The following is a 23,596-nucleotide window of genomic DNA, read 5'->3' on the forward strand; positions in this document are numbered from 1 at the left end:
CCATGCCGATCTACCTGCAAATCGACGGAATCCAGGGCGATGCGACGCACGAGCAGCACCGCAAGTGGATGGACATCGAGGCGATCCACTGGAACGTCGCGCGCAACATGAAGACGTCCGCGGGCTCGGCCGCGAACCGCGAGGCCTCCGAGCCGAACGTTTCCGAAATCGTGCTCACCAAGATCAGCGACTCGTCCTCGACGCGCCTGTTCGGCGAGGCCTGCACCGGCCGCTCCGGCAAGCGCGCCGTGATCCACCTCGTCTCCACCGGCAGCCCGGGGCAGACCTATATCGAGTACACGCTGACCAACACGCTGATCGCGAACTACTCGATCGATTCCAACGGCGACCGCCCGGTCGAGACGATCCGGCTGAACTTCACCAAGCTCGAAGTGAAGTACATCCCCTACGACGAGTCGGACCGGCCGCAGTCGCCGACCATCGCCTCCTACGATCTGGCGACCACCAGGGCCGCCTGAGGACCGACCGCGCACAACCCCGCCGGCACGGCCGGCGGGGGCCGCCGGCCGTGCCGGCTTCAACGCTCCATCCGCCGACACGAGGATCCCCGATGGCCGACCGGCTCCAGAACTTCCGCAACAAGGTCGACGACGGCTACGACGGATGGCGGGCCAATGTCGGCCTGCCCTATATCGCCGCCTACGCCGCCGCGCACGACAAGTTCCAGCAGGTCAAGGCGCAGCAGGAGAAGGTCGACCTCGCCCGCGCCGAACTCTTCGTGACGGCCGCCTCGATCGTGACGGGCTCGGTGCTGATGGCGACGGTCGGGCAGGCCTCGCTGCGAGCCCTCGCGAGCCGCGCCGCCCTCAGCATGATCTGCCGCTACAACCTGAACCTCGCCTTCACCGTGCTTCATGCCGGCGCGACCAACCCGACGGTCGTCTTCGCCCTCGGCAAGGTGCTGGACGAAGTCCGCACCCGGCTCACGAAGGAAGCCCAGGACGCGGTGAAGAACGCGGTGACCTCGACCGCGAGCCTCGCGACGCTTTCGCCGACGGCGCAGCACGCGAAGATGGAACAGGTCCTCACCAACTACAAGCTCTGCGCGCACAAGGTGGCCGAGAGCATCGAAAACGACGCGAGCCTCAGCGAGCAACGCAAGCACAGCCTGTTCGAGATGATGCTCCGGGCGCCGATCGCCAACCCGCCGAGCGGCACCACCAGGGAGCGCCCGCTGTCGGACAAGATCGAGTTGTCGTTCTACATGGCGGCGCTGCTCGAATCCGATTCTCTGGAGGAAGTGCCGGCGCAGTATTTCGGCTCCGGCGAATCGGGCATCTCGGGCGGCAGGAGCAGCCCGATCGAAATCTCGCCGAACGCCAAAGCGTATCCGAAAGCCACCGGCGGCCAGTCGCGCTGGTGGGGTACGGAGGCCGGAACCTACGTCGCCTACAGCGATCTCGGCTCCGCGGTGGACCGGCGCATCGAGGAACTGCACCGGGCCGTCTACTCGAGCCCGTTCCACGTTTCCGGCCGAGCCGGCGGGCGGGCCCAGCAGAAGGCCGCGGACCTGCGCAAGGCGGAGGATACCCTGAAACGTCTCGCGACCGAGACGCGGCCCCAGAACTTCCTGGACGTTCGGGTTTGATCGAACTGCCGCCCTCGTCCGCCGGGCCGAGCCGCGCGGCGGGACCCTGCGCGCTGCTGGCGGCAATGGTGCTTGTCGCCGCACTTCCCGCGCGCGCCGATACGGCCGACACGCTGCTGATCCGCATCGAGCGGCCCGAGGCGGCCTATGCTGACATGGGGAACCTGCCGACCGAGGTCGCCCGCTTCGTCGTTCGCCTCCGGTCGCGCGAAGGCGTGCCCGACGACCCGCTCCCGAGCGTTCCCGCAAACGCATTCGATGCTGCGAAGGCACTTGCCGCCCAGCGCACGGCGCTTGCCGGAACGGGCGCCGCGGAAGCCCCCGCCGGGCTTTCGGCGGCGGCCGATCGGCTCGCCGCGGCCGAAGCCGCGCTGGAGAAGCTTTCCCCCGAGCGGATCGAGGCGGAGGGGCCGGACATGGAGGCGCGCTATGCGGCGCGCCCCGACAAGGCGGCGATCGAGCGGCTCGCACCGTTGACCGCCGCCGCCGGCATCGCCTCCGAGCAGACGCTGGCGGGCAAGCGGATCGAATGGGCGATTCGGACCGCGCTGGTGGAACGCGAGCCGTTGCGGCGCGCCGGGGAAGCCGGGATCGCGACGATCGTCGAGGACTCGCTTCGAGCGACGCGCGAAGCATCGCCAGAAGACGACGAACCGCCGTTCCAGCGCGGGCCGGCGGCGCAAACGGCGACGCTTCGCCGGGAGATGGCCTTGGCGCAGCTCGCGCCCGAGGACGTCGCGGCGCTCCTCGCCTTCTACGAGAGCGACGGCGGCCGTGCCAAGCGCGACGCCCTGGTCGCGGCCTTTGCGGCAAGCAGCGACAAGGACGGCCGTGCCGCGATGACCGAGATCCTGCGGGCGGCCAAGGGCGCGCCGGGCGGCTGACGAGCGCCGGCCGCCGGAGAACGTTTTCGCTTTCTCCATCGACGCTCAGGGGTTAACTGCCACGAAGCGGTGAAGCGGAGCGGCCGGCGGTTCGGATGAAGGCAGATGCCGTTGGAAGGACCGCAGAGGCCGGCACCGCCGGCCGCAACCTCGTCCAGGCGGCCGACCACAACCTGCGCATCACGCTCGAAGCCATCCGCCGCGGGGGACCGCTCGCCCGATCCGACCTCGCGCGGCTGACCGGATTGTCCGAACCCGGCGTCGGCAACATTCTGAAGCAGCTTCTCGCCGGAGGCCTCGTCGCGAAGGCCGGACGGGCCGGACGCGCGGCGGGCTTCGGTCTCGCGGAAAACGCCGCCTTCGGGCTCGGCATCGATCTGCCGGGGGAGCGCGCCGCCACCGCGGTCGTGGTCGATCTTCGCGGCCGCGTCAGGCTGCGCCGGCGCTTCGACGTCGAAGACCGGCGGGAGGTCGAGGAATTGCGGGATGCCGTGCTCGCCTGCATCGGCACCGAGAGGGATCGCCTCGCCGGTTGCGGCGTCGCGCTCGGCGAAGGCGTTTCCCTATCCGCCATGCCCTGTCTCGAGCCGCTGCTCGCCGCGTCGCCGGAAACGTTCATCCTGCGCGACACCGACGCCGCCTCGCTCGGCGAATTGCATTTCGGCATGCCGGAAGACGGCAGCTTCGCTACCGTCTTCATCGACCGCACGGTTCGGGCCGGCTTCGTCATCGAAGGCCGGCTGTTCCGCGGCGTGCGGGGCCGCGCCGGGCGGCTCGGCCGGATGCATGTCGACGGGGACGGCAGTCCGCTCGACGCCGTGGCCGGCGCCGGGGCGATGCCGGGTTTTCCCTTCGCCGAGGCCGCTCCGGGTATCCTCGATGCCGGCTGGCGCGCTTGGCTCGACCGCGCGGCCTTGCCTCTGATGGATGCCGTCGTCGCCGTCGCCGGGTTTCTTGGACCCGCCGCCGTGTTCGTCGGCGGACGCCTGCCGGAAGCGGTGCTCGCCGCGATCGCCGACCGCCTGAACGAGGAACGCGCCCGGCGGGTCGGCCATCCCGAGCAGCCGTTCTGGCTGCCCTGGATCGCGCCCGCGACGCTCGCCGAGGACGGCGCGGCGATGGGGGCCGCCGCCGCGACGTTCTTCAGCCGGCTGCTGCCCGATCCGCGCCGGTGACGGCGTCGCGCGACCCGAGCGGCGAGCGCAGCCGCTGGTTCGGATCGCGCGAGTCGAGGCGCAGGAGATCGGCGAGCGGCATCGCGGCCGCTCCCCGCGCCGCGGCGTCCTCCGAACCGACGGCCCGGTGGATCGGCGGCGCCTCGCGGCCCTCGCGCACCAGGATGTCGTGGACGTAGAGCAGCAGCTCGTCGATCAGCCGGACGGGCAGCCGGCCTCCGACCATGACCGCGTCGGGATCGAGCAGCAGGCCGATATTCGCGGCAGCCTCCGCGACGGGTGCCGCGACCGCGCGCAGCCAATCCGAGACCAGCGCGCTGCCCGTTTCATCGAGCCGCAGCAACTCCTGCGGCTCCGCGACGGGGTGGCCATGCGCGGCGAGGTGGTCGTAGAGCGCGTAGAGCGACAGGATGCGGCCGAGCGGCCGCGCCTCGCCGCCGGCACCGGCCGGGCCGACGGTCGGGAGCCAGCCGATCTCGCCGGCGAGGCCGCTCGTGCCGTGATGGCAGACGCCGTCGAGCACCACGCCGCCGCCGAGGCCCGCGCCGACGAAGACGTAGAAGAAGTTGCGGGCTTCGAGGCCGAGGCCGTAGTTCAGCTCGCCGATCGTGGCGGCGGTCGCGTCGTTCTCGATGAAGACGGGGTGGTCGGCGATCCGCCTCATCCGGCCGCGGATGTCGGTGCCCGACCAGCGGCGGAAATCATCCGTCATGCCGGGAAAGGGGATCTCGCCGAGCCAGTCCGGCACGGCGATGCCGATGCCGGCCATCCGGCCGGGATCGATGGCGCGGCGGTGGCGGAACGTCGAGAGCGTGCCTTCCACGAACTCGAAGAACTCGTCCGGCGGGATGAAGCGGCGCTCGGCATGCACCCGGCCGCGCACGTTGCCGACCGCGTCGACCGCGATCGCCGTCACGTAGTCGCGGGCGAGGCTGATGCCGACCGCGGAGGCGCCGCCCGGATCGATCTCCAGCTCGATCGCCGGCTGGCCCTTCACGCCGCGCCGCCGCCGCGCCTCGATCACCAGCCCCTCGTCGATCAACCGTTCGACGATCCGCGCCACCGCCTGCTTGGTGAGACCGGAGCGCTTCGCCAGTTCGGTGCGCGAGATCGGTCGATGCCGGTGGATCGCGCGGAGCACGACGCCGCGATTGTGATCGGCGGCGAGTTCGGAATTGGAGCCGGCAAGGTCGCGCATGGGTCCGGCGCTTCTAGCATCGGACCCGGCGTCCCGCATCCGGGGTCTCAGCCCTTCGCGAGGCGCAGCGATCGGACCTCGAAGGGGCGGATGTCGGAGCGCGCCGCGCCGAGCGGGCGCTCCAGGATGTCGACCTCCTCCGCGACCCGCCAACCGTCCGTTTCAACGGTGAGCGAGCCTCGCCCGCCGGCCGGCTCGTAGACGCGCAGGATCAGGTCGTCCGTGTCCTCCGCCGGTTTCAGCCCGGCGAGTCCCACGGCATGGCCGTCGAGGCGAACCGGCGCGTAGGTGCACGGCGCGCAGCCGGACGCGGCCGCCGCCAGCAGCGGCTGGTTCAGGTCTTCGGCCTCCTCGCGGACGCCCCCCTCGATCCAGTCGCCGCGATGCGGCAGGATCGAATAGGTGAAGCGCTGCCGGCCTTCGTCGGCGAGCGGGTCCGGGTAGATCGGCGAGCGCACGAGGCTGAGGCCTAGCGTGTCGCCGCGCGCCGAGTGGCCGTATTTGCCGTCGTTGAGCAGCGCGACGCCGAAGCCCGGCTCCGAGAGGTCGGCGAAGCGGTGCGCCGGCACTTCGAAGCGCGCCGCATCCCAGGACGTGTTCACATGCGTCGCGCGGCGCACGACGCCGAAGGCGCATTCGAAGGTCGCGAAATCGCTGCGGACGGCCAGCGGGAACAGCGCGCGGAGCAGGACGCGGCGATCGTGCCAGTCGAGCTCGGTCTCGATGTCGAGGCGTCGCCCGTTCGCGGCGAGGCTGTAATGCTGGGTGATCGTCGAATCGCGGAAACGCCGCTCGATGCGGATCGCGGCGCGGTGCGGACCGTTCTCCACGAGCTCGAACCGCACGATCTCCCCCGCTTCGACGCCCTTCGCCTCGTAGTCGTCCTCGACGTCCCAGGCGTCCCAGTTGCGCGGCTTGTCCATCGGATAGGCGACGAGCCGATTGCCCGGCCCCGCCAGCGCCTCGCGGCCCGTTGCCTTGTGGACGACGCTTCTGAGCGTGCCGTCCTCTGCGATCTCGACGCGGATGTGCCGGTTCTCCAGGACCCGCTCGCTCGCCGACAGCCCGTCCGCCGGCGCGAGGTCCGCTTGCCGCAGCACCGCGAGCCCTAGCGGCGGCACGGTGCCCTTCGCTGCGACCGGCCGGCCGTCGGGCGACTGGAAGCGGATCGGCCGGTCGGCGAGGCTCGGATTGACGACGACGACCGCGCCGCCTTCGCCGGCGGGCAGGAGCTCTCCGAGCGCGTCCATCGCCTCGCGCTGGCGGGCGAGGCCGGCGTCGCGCGCCTCTTCCAGCTCGCGCTCGGCGTCCTCGTAGATTTCGCGGATGCCGGAGCCGGGCAGGATGTCGTGGAACTCGTTCTTGAGCGTCTGGCGCCAAGCGGGCTCCAGGCTCGCCGGCTTCGGCGCGCCGAGAAGGACGCCGAGCGAGGACACCGTCTCGGCGGTGATCAGCGCGCGCTCCGCCTCGCGATGGCGCTTCTTGGTGTGGCTTTGGGTGGTGAGCGTCGCGCGGTGGAGTTCGAGATAGATCTCGCCGAGCCAGACCGGCAGCTCCGCCGTCTTCGCGGTTTCGTGGGCCCTCGCGAAGAAGTCCTCGACGCGCGCCGGCCGGAGCTGGGGCACCGCCGGGAAATCGGCGAGCTGCGCCTGCCGCTCCAGCATTTCCGGCGTGGTGCCGCCGCCGCCGTCGCCGTAGCCGACCGCGAGCAGGCTTTCGTCGTGGTGGGCCTTGCCGCGGAAGTTGCGCCAGGTCTCGATCGTCGCGCGCGGCTCGACGCTGCCGTTGTAGCCGCGCACCGGGTTGTCGAAAGTGTGGGCGAGAACCTTGGAGCCGTCGAGCCCTTCCCACCAGAACAGGTCGTGCGGGAATTTGTTGGTCTCGGACCAGTTCACCTTGATGGTGAAGAACGAGTCCATGCCGCCCTGGCGCAGAAGCTGGGGCAGGGCGGGCGAGAAGCCGAAGCAGTCCGGCAGCCAGCAGACGCGGTGCTCCACGCCGAAGGTCCGGCGGAAGTAGCGCTGGCCGTAGAGGATCTGGCGCACGAAGCTCTCGCCGGTCGGCATGTTGGTGTCGGGCTCGACCCACATGCCGCCGATCGTTTCCCATCGGCCTTCCGCGACACGCTGTTTGATCGACGCGAGGAGTTCGGGATCGTCCTCTTCGAGCTGCGCGTAGTAGGCGGCGGTCGACTGGTTGAAGATGTAGTCGGGGAAACGCTCCATCAGCCGCAGCGCCGTGTGGAAGGTGCGACGGGCTTTCCGCCGCGTCTCGGCATAGGGCCAGAGCCAGGCGAGATCGATATGCGCGTGGCCGGTGATCGCGATCCGGCCGGTCTGCGGAAAGCGCTCCCGCAGCGCCGCGAGTTCGGCCGTCAGCGTCGCGTGCGCTTCCGAAACGCTGGCGCGGTGATCCTGCCGCAGCGCGTCCGGCGCGTCCTTCAATTCGGGCAGTCGCCAGATCTGCCGCTGCATCGGCCGGTGCGCCGTGCGCGACACGTAGTCCGCCGTGGCGGAGGGCCAGTCCAGCGCGGCGAAGCAGCGCTCGGCGGCCTTGAGCATCGGGAGCACGGCCTCGTGGGTCTCGCCGAGCGTGCGCGCGGCTTCGGAGACCTGCCGGAGCAAGAGCACGAGATCGTGGACCGGCCGGTCGATCCAGGCGAGGCGCGCCTTGTTCAGCCGCGGCTCCGGCACCGGCTCGCCGAAGGGCAGGCGGGCGACGCTTTCCGACTCGATCCGGAATTTCGGCGCCGGCACGGGGAATTGCTGGTGGTACGGATCGACGCCGAAATGCTTCGCCTCCCCATCCTCCGGCACGAGGGCGACGAGGCTTTCGCCTCCGAGGTCGAGCTGCAGCTCGACGTCTTCGAGCGGCCAGTGCTCGGGCGCCGTCGCCTCCGCTTCGAAGCGGTGGACGCCCTCCCGGTCCGGCCAGAAGGCGCCCAGCGCGATGGGTTCGCCGTCGAGACGCCAGCCGTCGACGGCGACGCTTTCGCGGTCGCGCCAGCAGTCGAGCTCGGCGACGCGCACGTCGAGCCGGTCGAGGCGCTGCCGGATGGTCAGAGAGGACATGCATGCACTCCGGGTGTGAACGATCAGCCCTTCACCGCGCCGGCGGTGATGGCTCCGACGATGAGCCGCTGCAGGACGAGGAAGGCGACGATGGCGGGCGCGACCGCGACGAGGCAGGCGGCCGCAAGAAGCTGCGTGGTCGAGGCGTTCTGCGAGCCTGCATACTTGAAGATGCCGACCGCGACCGGCAGCAGCGAGTTCTCGGTGAGGAGCAGGAACGGCACGAGGAACTGCGACCAGCCGAAGATCACCGCAAGGATGAACACCGAGGCGAGGCCGGGCGCGGCGAGCGGCAGGGTGATCCGCCAGAAGATGCCGAAGCGCGAGCAGCCGTCCATCGCGGCGGCCTCCTCGACCTCCTTCGGGATCGCGTCGATCGAGCCCTTCAGGAGCCAAGTGCACATCGGCAGGTTGATCGCGATGTAGACGAGAATGACGCCGAGATGGGTGTCGATCAGTCCGAGCCGGTTCATGTAGCGGTAGAGCGGCACCATGATCACCAGCGGCGAGACCATCTGGAAGGCGAGGATGCCCATCAAGAGGAGGCCGCGCGCCGGAACCTTCAGCCGCGAGAAGGCATACGCGGCCGGGGCCGCGACGAGGAGGCAGCCGAAGCCGGCGACCGCCGAGATTAACAGGCCGTTCCACAGGTAGGTCGGGAACTCGGCGCCCGAGAGAATGGTGCGGAAGTTCTCCAGCGTCGGATCGTTCGGGATGAAGCGGCTCGCGCCCCGGAAGATTTCGCGCCGCGTCCGGACTGCCAACGACAGGAGCCAGAGCAGCGGTAGGAGAAAGAAGGCGGCGATGGCGAGCATCGCCCCGTAGGTGAGACCGTCGGCGAGGCGGTCGCGCGGGGTCGAGATCATGCCTCGGCATCCCGGCCGCGCGGCAGGAAGACGGCATAGGCCAGCGCCAGCGCGAGGCTGATGGCCAGCATCAGCACCGACAGGACGCTGCCGGCCGCGAGGTCGTAGTTGCGGAACACCGTGTTGAAGGTGAAGAGCGAGATCACCTCCGTCGCCCGGCCGGGCCCGCCGCCGGTGAGCGAGATGATCGCGTCGAAGGTGTTCAGCGTCTGGATGGTGATGAGGATCGAGTTGACGAGCAGCGCCGGCCGGATCAGCGGCAGCGTCAGGTGCCGCAGCATCTGCGGCGCGCTCGCCCCGTCGATGCGTCCCGCCTCGTAGTAGACCGGGTCGATACCCTTCAGCGCCGCATAGAGCACGATCATCGAGAAGGCGGTGCCGCGCCAGATGTTGGAGACCACAGCCGAGAACATCGCGATCTGCGGATCGGACAGCCAGGCGACGCGCGGCAGGCCGACGAGCGACAGCGTCGAGTTGATCGCGCCGAAGGGCGCCTCGGAGAACAGCATCTGCCAGATGAGGCCATTGGCGATGCCGGGGATCACCCAGGCGACGAGCACGATCGTGCGGAGCACCGTCGCGCCGCGCAGCCTCCGCTGCTCGGCCCGCACGACGACGAGCGCGATGGCGAGGCCGAGCGCCTGCTGGCCGACCACCGAGAAGAAGGTGAAGACGAAGGTCGTCCAGAGGACGCCGACGAGGTCCGGGTTGCCGAGGACGCCCCGGATCGTCGCCGTCGTGTAGACCTCGTCGCGGCCGAGCAGCGACGCGTTGGTCGCCGCGAAGCGGAAGACGTCGACGATCGGGTAGAGGTAGAAGGCCCCGAGCATGAGCGCGATCGGCAGGAGCCAGAGCGCCGGGCTTTCGCCGAGCCGCCAGCGAAGCCCGCCGGCGGCCCGCGTCTCGCCGGTCGAGGTGAAGGTGATCCCGCTCAAGGCGAGGCCGCGCGCGTCAGAGGCGCTTGTAGGCGGCGTCGACCGCGGCGGCGGCCGCGTCCAGCGCCTGTTCCGGCGTCTTCGTGCCGGACAGGACGTCGCCCATCGCGATCTGGAGCTGGTTGGAGATTTCCGGGTAGATCGGCACGCCCGGCCGGGCCTGCCCGTACTGCAGCAACTCGCCGAACTTCTGGAACTCCGGCGTCTTGTAGACGTCGAACTTCGTGAAGAGGGCCTTCGCCGTCGGCAGGTTCTGCTGCAGCGCCGTACCGGGGCCGGCGTAGATCTCGCGGGCGACCGTCGCGCACATCTCGGTCTTCTCCCTGTCGTCGGTGAAGGAGGCGAGCGTCCAGCCGCCGGTGCCGGTGGAACGGGCGTCCGCCGTCGGCCCGGGGATCTGGTCGAAGGTCCAGTTGGCGTATTCGTCCTCGTCGAGCGTATTCTTCAACTGCGCGAGCTGCCAGTTGCCGCCGACGAAGAGCGCGGTCGTGCCGGCGGCCGCGGCCGCGTTGAGATCGTTGTAGTTGCCGATCGTGGTGACGCGCTTCGGCGCGGCGCCGGAATCCACGAGGTCCTTGTAGTAGCCAATGGCCTTCAGGATCTTCGCGCGGTTCTCGCCTGCCGCGAAGACCGGCTTGCCTTTGTCGTCGACGAGCTGGCCGCCCTGCGACCAGAAGTTCGATAGCCAGTCGAACACCGTGCCCTCGTAGCGCGAGCCGTTGAACAGGAAGCCTTCCGTGCCCTCATCCACCGAGGCAAGGGCGGCCTTCTTCAGCTCGGACCAATCCTTCGGCGCTTCCGGCACGACCGACTTGTTGCGATAAAGGACGCGAAGGTCCGTCGAATACCACCAGGCGTAGATCTCGCCGTCGTCGCCCTTGATGCCCTGCTGCACGTAGGGGAACAGGTCGGAAACCTCCTCCGGCTTGAAGTAGGCCGTCATGGGTTTCAGCACCTTCGATGACTTGAACAGCGCGAGCTGGAAGGAATCGACCGCCGCGCAGTCCGGGCCGCGGCCGGACTTCACCTGTTCCAGCATCCGCGCCTGTTCCTGGCCGATGTCGTTCGACATCGTCTGCATTTCGAACTTCCAATCGGGATGCTTGGCGATGAAGTCGCCGAAGAGCTTCGCGTAGCCGGCCGCCCAGTCGGGGTCCGGCGAGTTCGGCCCGTCGCCGGCGAGGCGCAGCACCAGCGATTTCGGCGCGTCGGGCTTGCCGACGAGATCCTTGGTGACGAGCTCCTGCGCTCCCGCGCCGGAAAGGATCGTTCCCCAAGCCGCGCCGGCCAGCATGAGCAGCCGCAATGCCTTCGTCATCTCGCATCCTCCCGAGCCAAGGGTGGTGCCGATCTTTCGCCGGCTGCCGACCTGCGAGTTGAGTAAATCACTTTGTTTTTGTATTGGCAACCACGGCGCGGGCGAGAGGCAGAGACCGCCATGACCATTAGCCGGCGATGCAAGCGGCGCTGTCGCCTGTCGATCCGCCGCTAGGTTCGCGCCGAAAGGTACGGCCAGCGCCGGGACCGGAAAGCCTTGCTGCCACGCGGCATCCTCTGCCGCGCGCTCGCAAAACTTGGGAGATCACCGATGGAATATCGCAAGCTCGGCAATACCGGCGCGATCGTCACGAACTTCTGTCTCGGGGCGATGACCTTCGGGCAGGAGGCCGACGAGGCGACCTCGCACCGGATCATCGGCGACTACGCGGCGGCGGGTGGCAACTTCATCGACACCGCCGACGTCTACAGCGCCGGCATCTCGGAGGAGATCGTCGGGCGCTGGCTGAAGGGCAATCCGGACGGGGCGCGGCAGATGGTGATCGCCACCAAGGGCCGTTTCCCGATGGGCAACGGGCCGAACGACATCGGCCTGTCGCGCCGGCACCTCACCCAGGCGCTCGACGATTCGCTGCGCCGGCTCGGGATCGGGCAGATTGACCTCTACCAGATGCACGCCTTCGACGCGCTGACGCCGATGGAAGAGACGCTGCGCTTCCTCGACGACGCGGTGGCGGCGGGCAAGATCGCCTATTACGGCTTCTCGAACTTCCTCGGCTGGCAGATCACCAAGGCGGTGCACCTGGCGAAGGCGCATCTGTGGGCTCCGCCGGTGACGCTGCAGCCGCAGTACAACCTCCTCGTCCGCGACATCGAGCACGAGATCGTGCCGGCCTGCCTCGATGCCGGCATCGGCCTCCTGCCGTGGTCGCCGCTCGCCGGCGGCTGGCTGGCCGGCAAGTACAAGCGCGACGAAACGCCGACCGGCGCGACGCGGCTCGGCGAGAACCCGGAGCGCGGCATGGAAGCCTATGCCGCCCGCAACGCGCAGGAGCGGACTTGGGGCGTGATCGACGCCGTCACCGAGATCGCGAAGGCGCGGAACGCCAGCGCGGCGCAGGTGTCGCTGGCCTGGCTCGCAGTGCAGCCGGCCGTGACCTCGGTGATCCTCGGCGCGCGCAAGACCGAACAGCTCGCCGACAATCTCGGCGCGGCCTCGCTGGAGCTTTCCCCGGAGGAGATCGAGCGTCTGTCCACGGTGAGCGCGCCGCAGATGGCCGACTATCCCTACGGCAAGGGCGGCATCAACCAGCGCAACCGCAAGATCCAGGGCGGGCGGTAGGTTTCAAGCGACCGGCTTGCAGACGTCGACCCATTCGGCGTTCGCGAGGGCGGCCAGCCGGTCCGGCGCGATCCGGACCGCGCTGTGCGTCGAGCCCGCGGCCGGCACCACCTCCGCGAAGTCACGGAGCGAGACGTCGCAATAGACGGGAAGGGCGTTTGCCAGCCCGAACGGGCAGACGCCGCCGACCGGGTGGCCGGTCGCAAGCTCCACCTCTTCGGCTCCCAGCATCGACACCTTGCCACCGAAGGCCTGCTTCGCCTTGGCATTGTCGAGCCTCGCGTCGCCGCGCGCGACGAGGAGGAAGCGCCGCTCGCCGACTCGCAGCGACAGCGTCTTCGCGATCTGGCCGTCCGATACGCCGTGGGCGGCCGCCGCGAGCGGTACCGTCGCGGTGGACGTGTCGAGCACGAGGACTTCGAGGTCCGGCGCGTGACGCGACAGGAACTCGCGCACGGAATCGAGGCTCATCGCGGCATTCCTTTCCCGCTTGCGTGCCGCGAAAGATCGGTCGCCGCCGCCGTTCCGCAAGCGCGAAGGGTGCTGCCGCTTTCGTTTCCGGCGAACAGCCTCTAGAACGGCCGAAATTCGGCTGGAACCTCCCGAAAGGGAGGCCGGCGACCGTTCGGACGAGATGATGAGCGACGAGACGTTCTTTCGCGAGGTCAACGAGGAGATCCGCCAGCAGCGCGTCCACGACCTGTGGAAGCGTTTCGGCCGGTTGATCCTCGCCGCCGCCGTGCTCGCGGTGATCGCGGCTGGCGCCTATGTCGCCTGGCGCGAGTACCAGCTCAGCAAGGCGAACGCGGCCGGCGACCGCTTCACCGCGGCGGTGGACCTCGCCGATCAGAACAAGCCCGACGAGGCGCTGAAGCAGTTGCAAGCCATCGCGGCGGACGGCTTCGGCTCCTATCCGCAGCTTGCCACCCTCCGCATCGCCTCGATCCACGCCCGCCAGGGCGATGCAAAGGCGGCGCTGGAAGGGTTCGACAAGGTCGCGAACGACGCGAACGCGCCGAAATCGCTGCGCGACATCGCCTCGATCCGGGCCGGCTACGTCCTCGTCGACACCGGCAGCCTCGACGACGTCCGCGCCCGCGTGGAGCGCCTGTCCGGCGATGCCGAGCCGCTGCGCTACGCGGCGCGCGAGGCGCTGGGCCTCGCCGCCTGGAAGGCCGGCAAGCTCGACGACGCCAAGCGTTTCCTGCAGGCGAACCGCGACGATCCACGGACGCCGCAGGGCATCGCGCTGCGCACCAACGTCGTGCTCGCCCTCGCCGAAGCCGGCACCACCCCGGAAACGGCTGCCGCCGAAGCCGCCACCGCGCCGGCGGCGGCTCCTGCACCGGCAGCGGCGCTGCCCGACACGCCGATCCCGCTCGACCTTTCCTCGCCGCCGGGATCGCCCGAGCCCACCGAAGCCGCGCCGGACGCCGGCATTCCGCCGGCGGCACCGGAGGCTCCCGCGCCCGCCGCCCCTGCCGGGGCGCCGGCCGCTCCGTCGAACTGACGGCCGCCTCGATGGTGTCCGTCGCGATCGTCGGCCGGCCGAACGTCGGCAAGTCGACGCTGTTCAACCGGCTGGTCGGCAAGCGCTTGGCGCTCGTCGACGACCGTCCCGGCGTGACGCGCGATCGGCGCGGCGGCGAAGCGCGGCTGCTCGACCTCGAATTCTCGATCATCGACACGGCTGGCCTGGAAACCGCCCCGAACGAGAGCCTGGAGGCGCGTATGCGCGGCCAGACCGAGCGGGCGATCGAGGAGGCCGACCTTTCGCTGTTCCTGGTCGACGCGAAGTCGGGGATCACGCCGGACGACAAGTTCTTCGGCGACCTTCTGCGCCGCCGCGGTCGGCCGGTCGTGCTCGTCGCCAACAAGTCCGAGGCGCGGGGATCCGACGCCGGCTTCTACGACAGCTATTCGCTGGGGCTCGGCGAGCCGGTCGCGATCTCGGCCGAGCACGGCGAGGGCATGGGGGATCTCCGCGACGCGATGGTCGCCGCGCTCGGGCCCGACGCCTTCGCCCTGGACGAGGAGGAGGTGGAGGAAGCGGAAACCTCCGTGCCGATCACGCCGCCCGGCGGCGATGACGAAGAGGTGATCGAGGCCTACGACGCGACGAAGCCGCTGCGCATCGCCGTGGTCGGGCGGCCGAACGCCGGCAAGTCAACGCTGGTCAACCGCTTCCTCGGCGAGGACCGGCTGTTGACCGGGCCGGAGGCCGGCATCACGCGCGATTCGATCTCGGTGGAATGGGACTGGCGCGGCCGGCGGATCAAGATGTTCGACACGGCGGGCCTCCGCCGGCGGGCGAAGGTGCAGGAGAAGCTGGAGAAGCTTTCCGTCGCCGACGCGCTGCGCGCCGTGAAGTTCGCGGAGGTCGTGGTGATCGTGCTCGACGCCGCCATCCCCTTCGAGCGGCAGGATCTGGCCATCGCCGACCTCGTGGTGCGCGAGGGCCGTGCGCCGGTGATCGCCTTCAACAAGTGGGACCTCGTGGAGGACCGGCAGGCCGTGCTCGCGGCCTTGCGCGAGATGACCGAACGGCTCCTGCCGCAGGCGCGCGGCATCCGCGCGGTGCCGGTGTCCGGCGAAACCGGCGAGGGGCTCGACCGGCTGATGCAGTCGATCGCGCAGACGCACGAGACCTGGAACCGCCGCATATCGACCGCGAAGCTCAACCAGTGGCTCGACCGCGTCACCTCGCATCATCCGCCGCCGGCGGTGGCCGGCCGGCGCGTCAACATCAAGTACATGACGCAAGTGAAGACGCGGCCCCCCACCTTCGTGCTCTCGACCACCCGGCCGGAAGCGCTCGGCGCCTCCTACCAGCGCTACCTCGTCAACGGCCTGCGCGAGACCTTCGACCTCGGCGGGGTGCCGATCCGGCTGAATTTCCGCAAAGGACAGAACCCCTATGCGGGCCGCGCCAAGCGCGCGAAATGAGCCTAATCGCTCATTAAGCATTTAGCGCAACCTCCCGTTAACCAAGAAAAAACATGTCTGGGCGATGCTCGGGCCTCGATGGGGCTGCAGCGGGTTCGTCAGCATGCGAGGGATGTCGGTTCGCGGCCTGAGAAAGGCTGGAGCGTTGCGGCTGCGTGCGCCGGGGCGCGCCGGGCTCGCCGCCCTGGCCCTGCTGCCGCTTCTCACGACATCCGTCGCCTATCAGGACATGACGAGCCTGCTCGAAGGCGGCCGCGCCGCGCCGCGCTGGCAGGCTTTCTTCGTGCCGTCGCCTGCCGGCGCCATCGAGAAGGCGACCGTGTCCTTCGGCGCGAAGACGGATGGACGGGTGCCGGCGGGCGCCGGCGTATCCGCTCCCGGCGGCGAGCTCTACACCATGGACGCCCCGCGCCCCGACGTGGATTCGCCGGATGAAGCGCGCGTCAACCGGCGCGAGAAGACCGGCCGCGTCCTCACGGTCGCGCCCTTCGCGCCGCCGAAGGCCTTCACGGCGGGCTCGATCCTCGAGCGCCAGTCGCTGCTGACGCCGCCGCTCTCCGACGACAGCACCATCCAGACGACCTTCCTCGAAACGGACGACCCGCGCGGCGATCTCGTCCAGGTCGCGATGAACTTCGAGCCGGCGGGCGGCGCGATCCCGCTGCCCACCGCCGCGCCGGCCGTGATGGTCGCCTCGCTCGACACGAAGACGGCGCGGCTCGGCACGGGCGCGACGGCCGTCACGACGGCTGCCGTGTCCGAGACCGCGGCGCTCGCCTACGGTCCCGCGGAGCCGGCTGCGAACCCCGCCTCCACCCTCTTCGGCCGCATCCTGCGCGGCAGCACCGGCTTCGTGCCCCCGATCGGGCGGAACGACCATTCCTGGGCCGCGACGCCGCTGCCGGCCGCCGCCTATTCGTCGAAGGAACAGCTCTGCCTCGCCAACGGCATCTATTTCGAGGCGCGTGGCGAATCGGAGACCGGCCAGGCGGCGGTGGCGCAGGTGATCCTCAACCGCGTCCGCAACCCGACCTATCCGGACACGATCTGCGGCGTCGTCTACCAGAACCAGAACTGGCGCAATCGCTGCCAGTTCTCCTTCGCCTGCGACGGACACCGGAAGCGCGTCACCAACAAGCGCGCCTTCTCGACGGCGCTCCGGATCGCCGGCGAGGTGACGCGCGGCGAGACCTGGCTGCCGGAGGTCGGGTCGGCGACGCACTACCACGCGACCTATGTGCGGCCGCGCTGGGCGAGCGCGATGAAGAAGGTGGACAAAATCGGCCGCCACATCTTCTACCGCACCTACGGCGGCGGCTGGAACTGAGCCGTCGCGGGCGGCGACTTGCGCCGCGACCGCGGCTCCGCCATGTGCCTCGGGAAACACCGAGGCTTCCGTAATGAGCGATCATCCTTCCGAAGACGATCTGCGCAAGCGCGGCGACGCGCTTGCGGCGCGCATCGCGGAGAGTCGCGCCCGGCAGCCCGACCAGCGCGAGGCCGCCAACCCGACGCAGGGAATGCGCGGGGCGGCGGAAGGCTTCAAGATCGCCAGCGAGTTCGTCGCGGGCGTCTTCGTCGGCACCGCCATCGGCTACGGCATCGACCGCCTGTTCGGCACGACGCCGTTCGGCCTGATCGTCTTCCTGCTGATCGGCTTCGCGGCGGGGGTCCTCAACGTCATCCGCTCCACCTCGAAGAAGCCGGACGGCACCGGCGCGCCGCCTCGCTGACCCTGACCGCAGAAAGTCGTTCGCCGGGAGTTGCGCGACGCGCCTCGTCCCGCTATTGGCAACGCTCAAATCAGCGGCGAAATCGAGGCAGGGAAGGGCCCCGGACACTTGGAACATCATAATCCGACGGATCCGATCCATCAGTTCCAGCTCTTCCGCATCGTTCCGATCAACATCGGCGGTCTCGATCTTTCGTTCACCAATTCCTCGCTGTTCATGGTGATCACCGCCGCGGTCGCCCTCGGCTTCCTGTATTTCTCGACGCGCGGCCGCGAACTCGTTCCCTCGCGCGTCCAGTCGGTCAGCGAGCTTTCCTACGAGTTCGTCGCCAACATGCTGCGGGACGCCGCCGGTACGGCCGGCATGCGCTTCTTCCCCTTCGTGTTCTCGCTCTTCGTGTTCGTGCTGGTCGCGAACCTCTTCGGCATGATGCCGTACTTCTTCACCGTCACCAGCCACCTGATCGTCACCTTCTCGCTGGCGCTCCTCGTGATCGGGGTGGTGGTGGTCTACGGCTTCATGAAGAACGGCATCGGCTGGCTGAAGCTCTTCGTGCCGAGCGGCGTGCCCGCCGCCGTGCTGCCGCTGGTGACGATCATCGAGATCGTCTCCTTCCTGTCGCGCCCGGTTTCGCTCTCGGTTCGTCTCTTCGCCAACATGCTGGCGGGCCACATCACGCTGAAGGTTTTCGCCGGCTTCGTGGTGTCGATGTCGAGCCTCGGCGCGCTCGGCGTCCTCGGCTCCATTCTCCCGCTCTTCATGACGATCGCGCTGACGGCGCTCGAGTTCCTCGTCGCCTTCCTGCAGGCCTACGTCTTCGCGGTCCTGACCTGCATGTACCTGAACGACGCCGTTCACGTTCACCACTAAGCGTTTCCCACCCGATCCTGCGGCGCCGCGTCCGGCGCCGCAGTCCTCGCAACCACGCAAGAGACAACACGAAGGAGTTCCCATGGACGCGGAAGCTGCAAAGTACATCGGCGCGGGCCTCGCCTGCTTCGGCATGGCCGGCACGGCGCTCGGCCTCGGCAACATGTTCGCCCAGTACCTCGCCGGCGCGCTGCGCAACCCCTCGGCCGCCGACGGCCAGTTCGGCCGCCTGATCTTCGGCTTCGCGGTGACGGAAGCGCTCGGCATCTTCTCGCTGCTGATCGCGCTGCTCCTCCTCTTCGCCGTTTGATTCGGCCGAAGCAGTAACGACACGGCCGGAGGCTGACCGCAGCCCCCGGCCGTTCCCGCCCCGGAGCGCCTGATGTTCGTCACCGACGCCCTTGCCCAGACCGAGACGCCGGACGCCCACGTGCCCGCGGTCACGGCTCCCGACGCCGCGCATGGCCCCACCGAAGGGGCGGCCCATACGGAAGTCCCGCACGAAGGCGCGTTCCCGCCCTTCAACGGCGAATTCTTCCCCTCCCAGATCCTCTGGCTCGCCATCACCTTCGGCGTGTTCTTCTATGTTCTTCGCAAGACCATCCTGCCGCAGATCGGCGGGACGCTGGAGAACCGCCGCGGCCGGATCGCCGCCGACCTCGACGCGGCCGAGAAGATGAAGACCGACGCGGACGCCGCGCAGGCCGCCTACGAGCAGGAACTGGCGGAGGCGAGGGCGCGCTCCCACGCGATCGCGACGGAAGCCCGCGACAAGGCGAAGGCCGACGCCGAAGCCGAGCGCAAGCGCACCGAAGGCGAACTAGACGGCCGTCTCGCGGAAGCGCAGGGTCGGATCGGCGAGATCAAGACCCGCGCGCTCGCCGATGTCGGCCAGATCGCCGAGGACGTGACGCAGACGATCCTTGCCGACATCGTCAGGATCGACGTGTCGCGCGAAGAGGCGGCTGGCGCCGTCGCCAGCGTGCGCACTTAAGGGAGGAGACGATGGACAATACCTTCTGGGCCTTCGTTTCCCTCGTCGTCTTCTTCGCGGTCGTCTGGTACTTCAAGGGCTTCCCCAAGATGGCGAAGTCGCTCGACGACCATTCGGTCCGCGTGCGCCGAGAACTGGAAGAGGCGCGCCTCCTGAAGGAGGAGGCGAAGACGCAGCTCGCCGAATACCAGCGCCGCCGGCAGGAAGCGGAGCGCGATGCGAAGGAGATCGTCGCGAGCGCCTCCCGCGAGGCCGAGGCCCTGCTCGCCGATGCGCGCCGCCGCAACGAGGAATACGTCACCCGCCGGACGCAGATGGCGGAGTCGAAGATCGCGCAGGCGGAAGCCGACGCCATCGCCGAGGTAAAGGCGTCGGCCATCGACATCGCCGTCACCGCCGCGAAGAAGATCGTCGCCGAGAAAGGCTCGTCCGGCGAAGCCGGCCGCTTCATCGAGCAGTCCCTCGGCGAGATTAGTCAGCGCCTGCACTAGGCGTCGTGTCACCCGTCAGTTCGAAGCCGCCGGCTCCGAACCGGCGGCTTTCGCGTTTCTGACGGGCGCGAAGCTCCGCCGGTGATGCGAGCAGGGCCCATATCGGCGAAGGGCGGCAAGATGATCCGGCGTACCGTAGCCGGCGTGGCGCTCGAAGCCGTAGTGCGGAAACGCTTCGCCGAGACGCGCCATCATCCGGTCGCGCATTACCTTCGCGACGATCGAGGCGGCGGCGATCGACAGGGAACGGCTGTCGCCCCCGATGACGAACGAGGCGCGCTGGGCAAGAAGCGGCGGAACGTCGTTGCCGTCGACGAGGAAATGGCAGGCGTCTGCCGCGAGCCCGACGGCTGCCCGATGCATGGCGAGCAGCGTCGCCTGCCGGATGTTGAGCCGATCGATCTCTTCGGCGCTGCTGCTCCCGATCGCGACCGTCGTATGCGCCAGGATCTCGGCGAACAGCCGCTCCCGCGCGGCGGCGGAGAGCTTCTTCGAATCGTCGAGTCCGATGGGAATCGCGTCCGGGTCGAGGATCACCGCCGCCGCGACGACGGGACCGGCAAGCGGCCCGCGCCCCGCCTCGTCGATGCCGGCGACCGACGCCGCGCCGCTCAGCAGCCGCTCGCGCTCGATCGCGAAGTCGGGGAGGATGTGACGTATGCGAGAAGGGGTGGAAGAATCGGGACGACGGCGAGGCATGGTGCGGCCAGCTTTCGCGCATCCCCCGATTCTCCTCAAGGCCGGGCGCCGACGGGGACCGGCGGCCGGCCGATGCGACGATCCGGCTCAGAACAGCGCGAGCTGCTTCCCGTTCGCCCGAAGCGGCGGCCGGAAGAGATCGGTACGCAGCTTCAACCGTGACTCGTTGAGGCCGAAACGCGTCGCCGCCATCTGGAACCGCCGGCGGATCTGCTCGGCATAGGGGCCGGCCCCGACCATCCGCTTGCCCCATTCGGCATCGTAGTCGCGCCCGCCCCGCATCGAGCGCAGGAGCGTCAGAACGTGGCGGTGCCGATCGGGATAGTGCCGCTGCAGCCAATCCTGGAAGATCAGGCTGACCTCCAGCGGCAGGCGGAGAAGCACGTAGCCAGCCTCCTTCGCGCCAGCCGCCGCGGCCGCTTCCAGGAGCCGCTCGATCTCGTGGTCGTTCAGCGCCGGCACGATAGGAGCCGTCATCACCATGGTCGGCACGCCGGCGGCGCTCAGAGCCCGCACCGCGTCGAGCCGCTTGCCCGGCGTCGCGGCGCGCGGCTCCATCGCCCGTGCCAGCCGGCGGTCGAGCGTCGTCACCGAGATCGCGACCTTCACGAGACCTTGGCTCCCCAGCCGCGCCAGGATGTCGAGGTCGCGCAGCACCAGCGCCGACTTGGTGACGATGCCGACCGGGTGCCGCGCGGTCTCCAGCACTTCGAGGAGGCCGCGCATGATGCGCCGCTCCTTCTCGATCGGCTGATACGGATCGGTATTCGTGCCGATCGCTAACGTGCGCGGCCGGTAGCCGGGCGCGGCAAGCTCGCGTTCGAGGAGCGCCGGCGCGTCCGGCTTGGCGAAGAGCTTCGTCTCGAAGTCGAGCCCCGGCGACAGGCCCATATAGGCGTGCGTCGGACGCGCGAAGCAGTAGACGCAGCCGTGCTCGCAGCCGCGATAGGGGTTCACCGACTGCTCGAACGAGATGTCCGGCGAGGTATTGCGCGAGATGATCGTGCGCGGCGTCTCGACCTGAACTTCGGTGCGAAGCGGCGGCAGGTCCTCAGCGAGATCCCAGCCATCGTGTTCCGCTGCCCGCCGCCGCGGCTCGAAACGGCCCGTCGGGTTGACCGCCGCCCCGCGTCCGCGCGGTTCGGCTATGGCGTTCGCGGCGCCGCCGATCGAGCGAGCCGGTCTGTGCCTCACGCCGTCAGCCGCGCTGCCTCGACGCTGAGGTTCTGCGAAATGTCCCATCCGCGCACATATCCTGCTGGCGAATCAGCTATGAAAATAATCCTATTTTGCGGACCGGAGCATTGCAAGAACGGATCGGCACGCGTCCACCGCTAGCGTTTTGCCGGTCGAATCGTTAGTGGCCGAAGCATGATGTCCGTGGTGATCGATTGCCGGGAGGATGCCGTCGCGCTGACCGCGACGCTGGCGACGCTCGTGCCGGGTGCTGTCGAGGGACTGGTGCGCGAGGTTCTGGTCGTCGACCGCGGCACCGACGCCGCGACGCGCAAGGTCGCCGACCATGCCGGCTGCCGCGTCGTTGCCGAGCTGGAGGCGGCTCAGGCTGTGGCGAATGCGAAGGGCGACTGGGTCATGTTGATCGAGCCGGGCGCACGCTTGTCCGCCGGCTGGATCGAGGCGGTCGCGGAACATCTGGCGGACGGGTCTTCTGACGGAGCGCCGAAAGCGGCGCGTTTCTCGCGCGTGCCAAGCGACGGGCGCGGCTTCCTGCGCCGCCTCCTGCAACGGGGGCAGCGCCCGCTGGTCGACGGACTCGTCGCGCCGAAGGCGCAGGCGGTCGAACTCTATGGCAAGGGCGGCATCGCACGGCGGCCGGCGGCGCGACGCCTCACCGCCACGATCCGTCCGCGTTAGCGCCTGTTGGACAACCCGCTCGGGTCAGTCCGGCGGTGCTTTTTCGCCGTCGCTGCATTGCCGAACCTCGCCGATGCCGCCGGCATCACTCAAGTTCGGCGCCTTGCGAACGACGAAATCCCTCGTCAGCCATCCGCCGGCGAATTGTCCAACAGGCCCTAGGCTGAGCGTCCCTCGCGGCGCAGGTGTTCGTCGAGGCGCGGCATGATCTCGACGAAGTTGCAGGGGCGGTGGCGGTAATCGAGCTGGTCCTTGAGGATCAGGTCCCAGCCGTCGCGGCAGGCGCCCGGCGAGCCGGGGAGGGCGAAGACGAAGGTCGCGTTGACGACGCCGCCCGTCGCGCGCGACTGGATGGTGGAGACGCCGATCTTCTCGTAGGAGACGCGGTGGAAGATCGCCGAGAAGCCGTCCATGCGCTTCTCGAAGATCGGCTCCAGCGCTTCCGGCGTCACGTCGCGGCCGGTGAAGCCGGTGCCGCCGGTGGTGATCACCACGTCGACCGCCGGATCCCGCGTCCAGCCGAGCACCGTTTCCCGGATAGTCTCGACGTCATCCGGAACGATGCGACGGTCGGCGAGAACGTGGCCGGCCTCGATGAGGCGCTCGGCCAGCGTCGCGCCGGAGCGGTCGTCGTCGAGCGAGCGGCTGTCGGAGACCGTCAGGACGGCGATGGAGAGCGGAACGAAGCTGCGTTCGCTCATGCGGAACCTCCCGTTGCGACCGAGCCGAGCGACGTCGCGGCGACCCACCAGCCAGGATGCCGGTCCTTGATCGCGCCGACCGCGCGGCCGGCCGCGCCATCGCTTTCGAAGAGCCCGAATACCGTTGCCCCGGAGCCGGACATCCGAGCGAAGCTCGCGCCCGCATAGCGCAAGGCGGCAGTCGCAACGGCAATCGTCGGCGCGATCCGGATCGCCGGCGGTTCGAGATCATTGCGCGTCGCGTGCAGGAACTCGAGAACGTCGTGGATGCCGGTGAACGTCGGGAGTTCCGGCATCGGCGGGTTGTCGCGGTGCTCCAGGGCGCGGAACACCGCCGGCGTCGAGACCGGCACACCCGGATTGACGAGTACGGCGGGGATCGTTGGGAAGTCGCCGACCGGCTCGATCGTCTTGCCGATGCCGGAGACGCAGGCGGCGCGGCAGTCGACACACATCGGGACGTCCGCCCCGAGCGCTTCGGCGGCCTCGCGGAAATCGACCGCGAGGTCGGGACAGGCGGCGACCGCCGCGCGGACCAGGGCCGCGGCATCGGCCGAGCCGCCGCCGATGCCGGAGGCGACCGGCAGGTGCTTCGCCAGCGTAATGCGAGCCGGAGCGATCGTCCGGCCGTGCCGCCGCGCAACGACGCGCATGCGGGCCAGCGCTTCGAGGACGCTGTTCGGCGCGCCGGGTGTGAAGCTCTCGCGAAGCGTTGCCGCGAACGGTCCTTCCAGCGCGAACCCGTCCGCTTCGGCCGGCTCTAGGGTGAGACGGTCGCCCACAGTCGCGAAGGCGACGAGGCTGGAGAGCGTGTGATACCTGTCCGGCCGCCGCCCGGTGACGTGGAGCGCGAGGTTGATCTTCGCCGGCGCGAGGTGCGTGCCGGCAGCAAGCTCGATCACGTTGCCGAGATGGTCGCCGTCCACGGC

24 protein-coding genes are annotated in these 23,596 nt (G+C 69.4%); 14 read left to right on the plus strand and 10 right to left on the minus strand.

Going from position 1 to position 23,596, the window contains the following annotated elements:
- The first annotated feature begins 2 nt into the window (after nucleotides 1-2).
- The 4 genes from F6X38_RS08670 to F6X38_RS08685 all read left to right on the plus strand — a co-directional run bounded on the left by F6X38_RS08670 (nucleotide 3) and on the right by F6X38_RS08685 (nucleotide 3,668).
- Nucleotides 3-479, plus strand: a complete 477-nt coding sequence (locus F6X38_RS08670; protein ID WP_150969319.1) for an Hcp family type VI secretion system effector — start codon at nucleotides 3-5, stop codon at nucleotides 477-479.
- A gap of 92 nt (nucleotides 480-571) precedes the next feature.
- Complete coding sequence (locus tag F6X38_RS08675; protein ID WP_150969320.1) at nucleotides 572-1,609, plus strand: hypothetical protein; 1,038 nt, start codon at nucleotides 572-574, stop codon at nucleotides 1,607-1,609.
- Nucleotides 1,606-2,493: a hypothetical protein gene (locus F6X38_RS08680; RefSeq protein ID WP_150969321.1), complete on the plus strand. Its 888-nt coding sequence runs from the start codon at nucleotides 1,606-1,608 to the stop codon at nucleotides 2,491-2,493. The genes F6X38_RS08675 and F6X38_RS08680 overlap by 4 nt, the downstream gene beginning before the upstream one ends.
- Before the next feature lie 95 nt (nucleotides 2,494-2,588).
- Nucleotides 2,589-3,668 (plus strand): ROK family transcriptional regulator, encoded by a 1,080-nt coding sequence (locus F6X38_RS08685; protein ID WP_150969322.1) that lies wholly within the window; start codon nucleotides 2,589-2,591, stop codon nucleotides 3,666-3,668.
- Here the strand turns inward: F6X38_RS08685 and F6X38_RS08690 are convergent.
- The 5 genes from F6X38_RS08690 to F6X38_RS08710 form a co-directional block, all read right to left on the minus strand.
- Nucleotides 3,637-4,866, minus strand: a complete 1,230-nt coding sequence (locus tag F6X38_RS08690; protein ID WP_150969323.1) for an ROK family transcriptional regulator — start codon at nucleotides 4,864-4,866, stop codon at nucleotides 3,637-3,639. The two genes, F6X38_RS08685 and F6X38_RS08690, sit on opposite strands and share 32 nt — an antisense overlap.
- 47 nt (nucleotides 4,867-4,913) lie before the next feature.
- Nucleotides 4,914-7,937: an alpha-mannosidase gene (locus F6X38_RS08695; protein ID WP_150969324.1), complete on the minus strand. Its 3,024-nt coding sequence runs from the start codon at nucleotides 7,935-7,937 to the stop codon at nucleotides 4,914-4,916.
- 23 nt (nucleotides 7,938-7,960) lie between these two features.
- A complete protein-coding gene (locus tag F6X38_RS08700) occupies nucleotides 7,961-8,803 on the minus strand; it encodes a carbohydrate ABC transporter permease (protein ID WP_150969325.1) in 843 nt (280 codons plus the stop codon).
- Nucleotides 8,800-9,633: a carbohydrate ABC transporter permease gene (locus tag F6X38_RS08705; protein WP_150969499.1), complete on the minus strand. Its 834-nt coding sequence runs from the start codon at nucleotides 9,631-9,633 to the stop codon at nucleotides 8,800-8,802. Before F6X38_RS08705 ends, F6X38_RS08700 begins: the two co-directional genes overlap by 4 nt.
- A 121-nt stretch (nucleotides 9,634-9,754) precedes the next feature.
- Nucleotides 9,755-11,032: an extracellular solute-binding protein gene (locus F6X38_RS08710; RefSeq protein ID WP_150969500.1), complete on the minus strand. Its 1,278-nt coding sequence runs from the start codon at nucleotides 11,030-11,032 to the stop codon at nucleotides 9,755-9,757.
- A 294-nt stretch (nucleotides 11,033-11,326) separates the two neighbouring features.
- Here F6X38_RS08710 and F6X38_RS08715 point away from each other — a divergent pair, with 294 nt between their 5' ends.
- A complete protein-coding gene (locus F6X38_RS08715) occupies nucleotides 11,327-12,358 on the plus strand; it encodes an aldo/keto reductase (protein ID WP_150969326.1) in 1,032 nt (343 codons plus the stop codon).
- 3 nt (nucleotides 12,359-12,361) lie between these two features.
- Here the strand turns inward: F6X38_RS08715 and F6X38_RS08720 are convergent, their stop codons facing one another.
- The gene (locus F6X38_RS08720) at nucleotides 12,362-12,829 is read right to left on the minus strand and encodes a YbaK/EbsC family protein (RefSeq protein ID WP_150969327.1); all 468 of its coding nucleotides are present in this window, start codon (nucleotides 12,827-12,829) and stop codon (nucleotides 12,362-12,364) included.
- Between the two features lie 166 nt (nucleotides 12,830-12,995).
- On the opposite strand from F6X38_RS08720, the gene F6X38_RS08725 reads away from it, so the two are divergent.
- The 8 genes from F6X38_RS08725 (at nucleotide 12,996) to F6X38_RS08760 (ending at nucleotide 19,392) form a co-directional block, all read left to right on the plus strand.
- A complete protein-coding gene (locus F6X38_RS08725; protein WP_161992672.1) occupies nucleotides 12,996-13,868 on the plus strand; it encodes a tetratricopeptide repeat protein in 873 nt (290 codons plus the stop codon).
- An 11-nt stretch (nucleotides 13,869-13,879) separates the two neighbouring features.
- Nucleotides 13,880-15,304 (plus strand): ribosome biogenesis GTPase Der, encoded by a 1,425-nt coding sequence (gene der, locus F6X38_RS08730; protein ID WP_150969329.1) that lies wholly within the window; start codon nucleotides 13,880-13,882, stop codon nucleotides 15,302-15,304.
- Between the two features lie 145 nt (nucleotides 15,305-15,449).
- Nucleotides 15,450-16,631, plus strand: a complete 1,182-nt coding sequence (locus tag F6X38_RS08735; protein ID WP_161992673.1) for a cell wall hydrolase — start codon at nucleotides 15,450-15,452, stop codon at nucleotides 16,629-16,631.
- A gap of 73 nt (nucleotides 16,632-16,704) precedes the next feature.
- On the plus strand, nucleotides 16,705-17,037 hold the full coding sequence (locus F6X38_RS08740) for an AtpZ/AtpI family protein (RefSeq protein ID WP_150969331.1): 333 nt from the start codon (nucleotides 16,705-16,707) through the stop codon (nucleotides 17,035-17,037).
- A 108-nt stretch (nucleotides 17,038-17,145) separates the two neighbouring features.
- Nucleotides 17,146-17,907 (plus strand): F0F1 ATP synthase subunit A, encoded by a 762-nt coding sequence (locus tag F6X38_RS08745; protein WP_150969332.1) that lies wholly within the window; start codon nucleotides 17,146-17,148, stop codon nucleotides 17,905-17,907.
- 82 nt (nucleotides 17,908-17,989) lie between these two features.
- On the plus strand, nucleotides 17,990-18,217 hold the full coding sequence (locus F6X38_RS08750; protein WP_150969333.1) for a F0F1 ATP synthase subunit C: 228 nt from the start codon (nucleotides 17,990-17,992) through the stop codon (nucleotides 18,215-18,217).
- 72 nt (nucleotides 18,218-18,289) lie between these two features.
- Nucleotides 18,290-18,901: a F0F1 ATP synthase subunit B gene (locus F6X38_RS08755; protein ID WP_150969334.1), complete on the plus strand. Its 612-nt coding sequence runs from the start codon at nucleotides 18,290-18,292 to the stop codon at nucleotides 18,899-18,901.
- An 11-nt stretch (nucleotides 18,902-18,912) separates the two neighbouring features.
- The gene (locus F6X38_RS08760; RefSeq protein WP_150969335.1) at nucleotides 18,913-19,392 is read left to right on the plus strand and encodes a F0F1 ATP synthase subunit B; all 480 of its coding nucleotides are present in this window, start codon (nucleotides 18,913-18,915) and stop codon (nucleotides 19,390-19,392) included.
- 15 nt (nucleotides 19,393-19,407) lie between these two features.
- Here F6X38_RS08760 and F6X38_RS08765 read toward each other — a convergent pair whose 3' ends face one another.
- A complete protein-coding gene (locus F6X38_RS08765) occupies nucleotides 19,408-20,091 on the minus strand; it encodes a ribonuclease HII (protein WP_150969336.1) in 684 nt (227 codons plus the stop codon).
- A gap of 87 nt (nucleotides 20,092-20,178) precedes the next feature.
- The gene (locus F6X38_RS08770) at nucleotides 20,179-21,333 is read right to left on the minus strand and encodes a PA0069 family radical SAM protein (RefSeq protein ID WP_150969337.1); all 1,155 of its coding nucleotides are present in this window, start codon (nucleotides 21,331-21,333) and stop codon (nucleotides 20,179-20,181) included.
- Nucleotides 21,334-21,465: 132 nt separating this feature from the next.
- Between F6X38_RS08770 and F6X38_RS08775 the strand changes: the two genes are divergently transcribed.
- The gene (locus tag F6X38_RS08775; protein WP_246191263.1) at nucleotides 21,466-21,966 is read left to right on the plus strand and encodes a glycosyltransferase family protein; all 501 of its coding nucleotides are present in this window, start codon (nucleotides 21,466-21,468) and stop codon (nucleotides 21,964-21,966) included.
- 158 nt (nucleotides 21,967-22,124) lie between these two features.
- Here the strand turns inward: F6X38_RS08775 and moaB are convergent, their stop codons facing one another.
- Nucleotides 22,125-22,667: a molybdenum cofactor biosynthesis protein B gene (gene moaB, locus F6X38_RS08780; protein WP_150969339.1), complete on the minus strand. Its 543-nt coding sequence runs from the start codon at nucleotides 22,665-22,667 to the stop codon at nucleotides 22,125-22,127.
- Nucleotides 22,664-23,593, minus strand: a complete 930-nt coding sequence (locus F6X38_RS08785; protein ID WP_246191264.1) for a 4-(cytidine 5'-diphospho)-2-C-methyl-D-erythritol kinase — start codon at nucleotides 23,591-23,593, stop codon at nucleotides 22,664-22,666. Before F6X38_RS08785 ends, moaB begins: the two co-directional genes overlap by 4 nt.
- Between the last annotated feature and the right edge of the window lie 3 nt (nucleotides 23,594-23,596).

It is taken from the genome of Plantimonas leprariae (assembly GCF_008802405.1).
In the GTDB taxonomy this organism is placed as follows: domain Bacteria; phylum Pseudomonadota; class Alphaproteobacteria; order Rhizobiales; family Rhizobiaceae; genus Plantimonas; species Plantimonas leprariae.

Excerpts from the sequence above, each read along its gene's own strand:
- F6X38_RS08670 (WP_150969319.1), top strand. The coding sequence starts at position 3 with ATGCCGATCTACCTGCAAATCGACGGAATCCAGGGCGATGCGACGCAC.
- F6X38_RS08675 (WP_150969320.1), top strand. The coding sequence starts at position 572 with ATGGCCGACCGGCTCCAGAACTTCCGCAACAAGGTCGACGACGGCTAC.
- F6X38_RS08685 (WP_150969322.1), top strand. The coding sequence starts at position 2,589 with ATGAAGGCAGATGCCGTTGGAAGGACCGCAGAGGCCGGCACCGCCGGC.
- F6X38_RS08690 (WP_150969323.1), bottom strand. The coding sequence starts at position 4,866 with ATGCGCGACCTTGCCGGCTCCAATTCCGAACTCGCCGCCGATCACAAT.
- F6X38_RS08695 (WP_150969324.1), bottom strand. The coding sequence starts at position 7,937 with ATGTCCTCTCTGACCATCCGGCAGCGCCTCGACCGGCTCGACGTGCGC.
- F6X38_RS08700 (WP_150969325.1), bottom strand. The coding sequence starts at position 8,803 with ATGATCTCGACCCCGCGCGACCGCCTCGCCGACGGTCTCACCTACGGG.
- F6X38_RS08705 (WP_150969499.1), bottom strand. The coding sequence starts at position 9,633 with ATGCTCGGGGCCTTCTACCTCTACCCGATCGTCGACGTCTTCCGCTTC.
- F6X38_RS08710 (WP_150969500.1), bottom strand. The coding sequence starts at position 11,032 with ATGCTGGCCGGCGCGGCTTGGGGAACGATCCTTTCCGGCGCGGGAGCG.
- F6X38_RS08715 (WP_150969326.1), top strand. The coding sequence starts at position 11,327 with ATGGAATATCGCAAGCTCGGCAATACCGGCGCGATCGTCACGAACTTC.
- F6X38_RS08720 (WP_150969327.1), bottom strand. The coding sequence starts at position 12,829 with ATGAGCCTCGATTCCGTGCGCGAGTTCCTGTCGCGTCACGCGCCGGAC.
- F6X38_RS08725 (WP_161992672.1), top strand. The coding sequence starts at position 12,996 with ATGAGCGACGAGACGTTCTTTCGCGAGGTCAACGAGGAGATCCGCCAG.
- der (WP_150969329.1), top strand. The coding sequence starts at position 13,880 with ATGGTGTCCGTCGCGATCGTCGGCCGGCCGAACGTCGGCAAGTCGACG.
- F6X38_RS08740 (WP_150969331.1), top strand. The coding sequence starts at position 16,705 with ATGAGCGATCATCCTTCCGAAGACGATCTGCGCAAGCGCGGCGACGCG.
- F6X38_RS08750 (WP_150969333.1), top strand. The coding sequence starts at position 17,990 with ATGGACGCGGAAGCTGCAAAGTACATCGGCGCGGGCCTCGCCTGCTTC.
- F6X38_RS08755 (WP_150969334.1), top strand. The coding sequence starts at position 18,290 with ATGTTCGTCACCGACGCCCTTGCCCAGACCGAGACGCCGGACGCCCAC.
- F6X38_RS08760 (WP_150969335.1), top strand. The coding sequence starts at position 18,913 with ATGGACAATACCTTCTGGGCCTTCGTTTCCCTCGTCGTCTTCTTCGCG.
- F6X38_RS08765 (WP_150969336.1), bottom strand. The coding sequence starts at position 20,091 with ATGCCTCGCCGTCGTCCCGATTCTTCCACCCCTTCTCGCATACGTCAC.
- F6X38_RS08770 (WP_150969337.1), bottom strand. The coding sequence starts at position 21,333 with ATGGGACATTTCGCAGAACCTCAGCGTCGAGGCAGCGCGGCTGACGGC.
- F6X38_RS08775 (WP_246191263.1), top strand. The coding sequence starts at position 21,466 with ATGTCCGTGGTGATCGATTGCCGGGAGGATGCCGTCGCGCTGACCGCG.
- moaB (WP_150969339.1), bottom strand. The coding sequence starts at position 22,667 with ATGAGCGAACGCAGCTTCGTTCCGCTCTCCATCGCCGTCCTGACGGTC.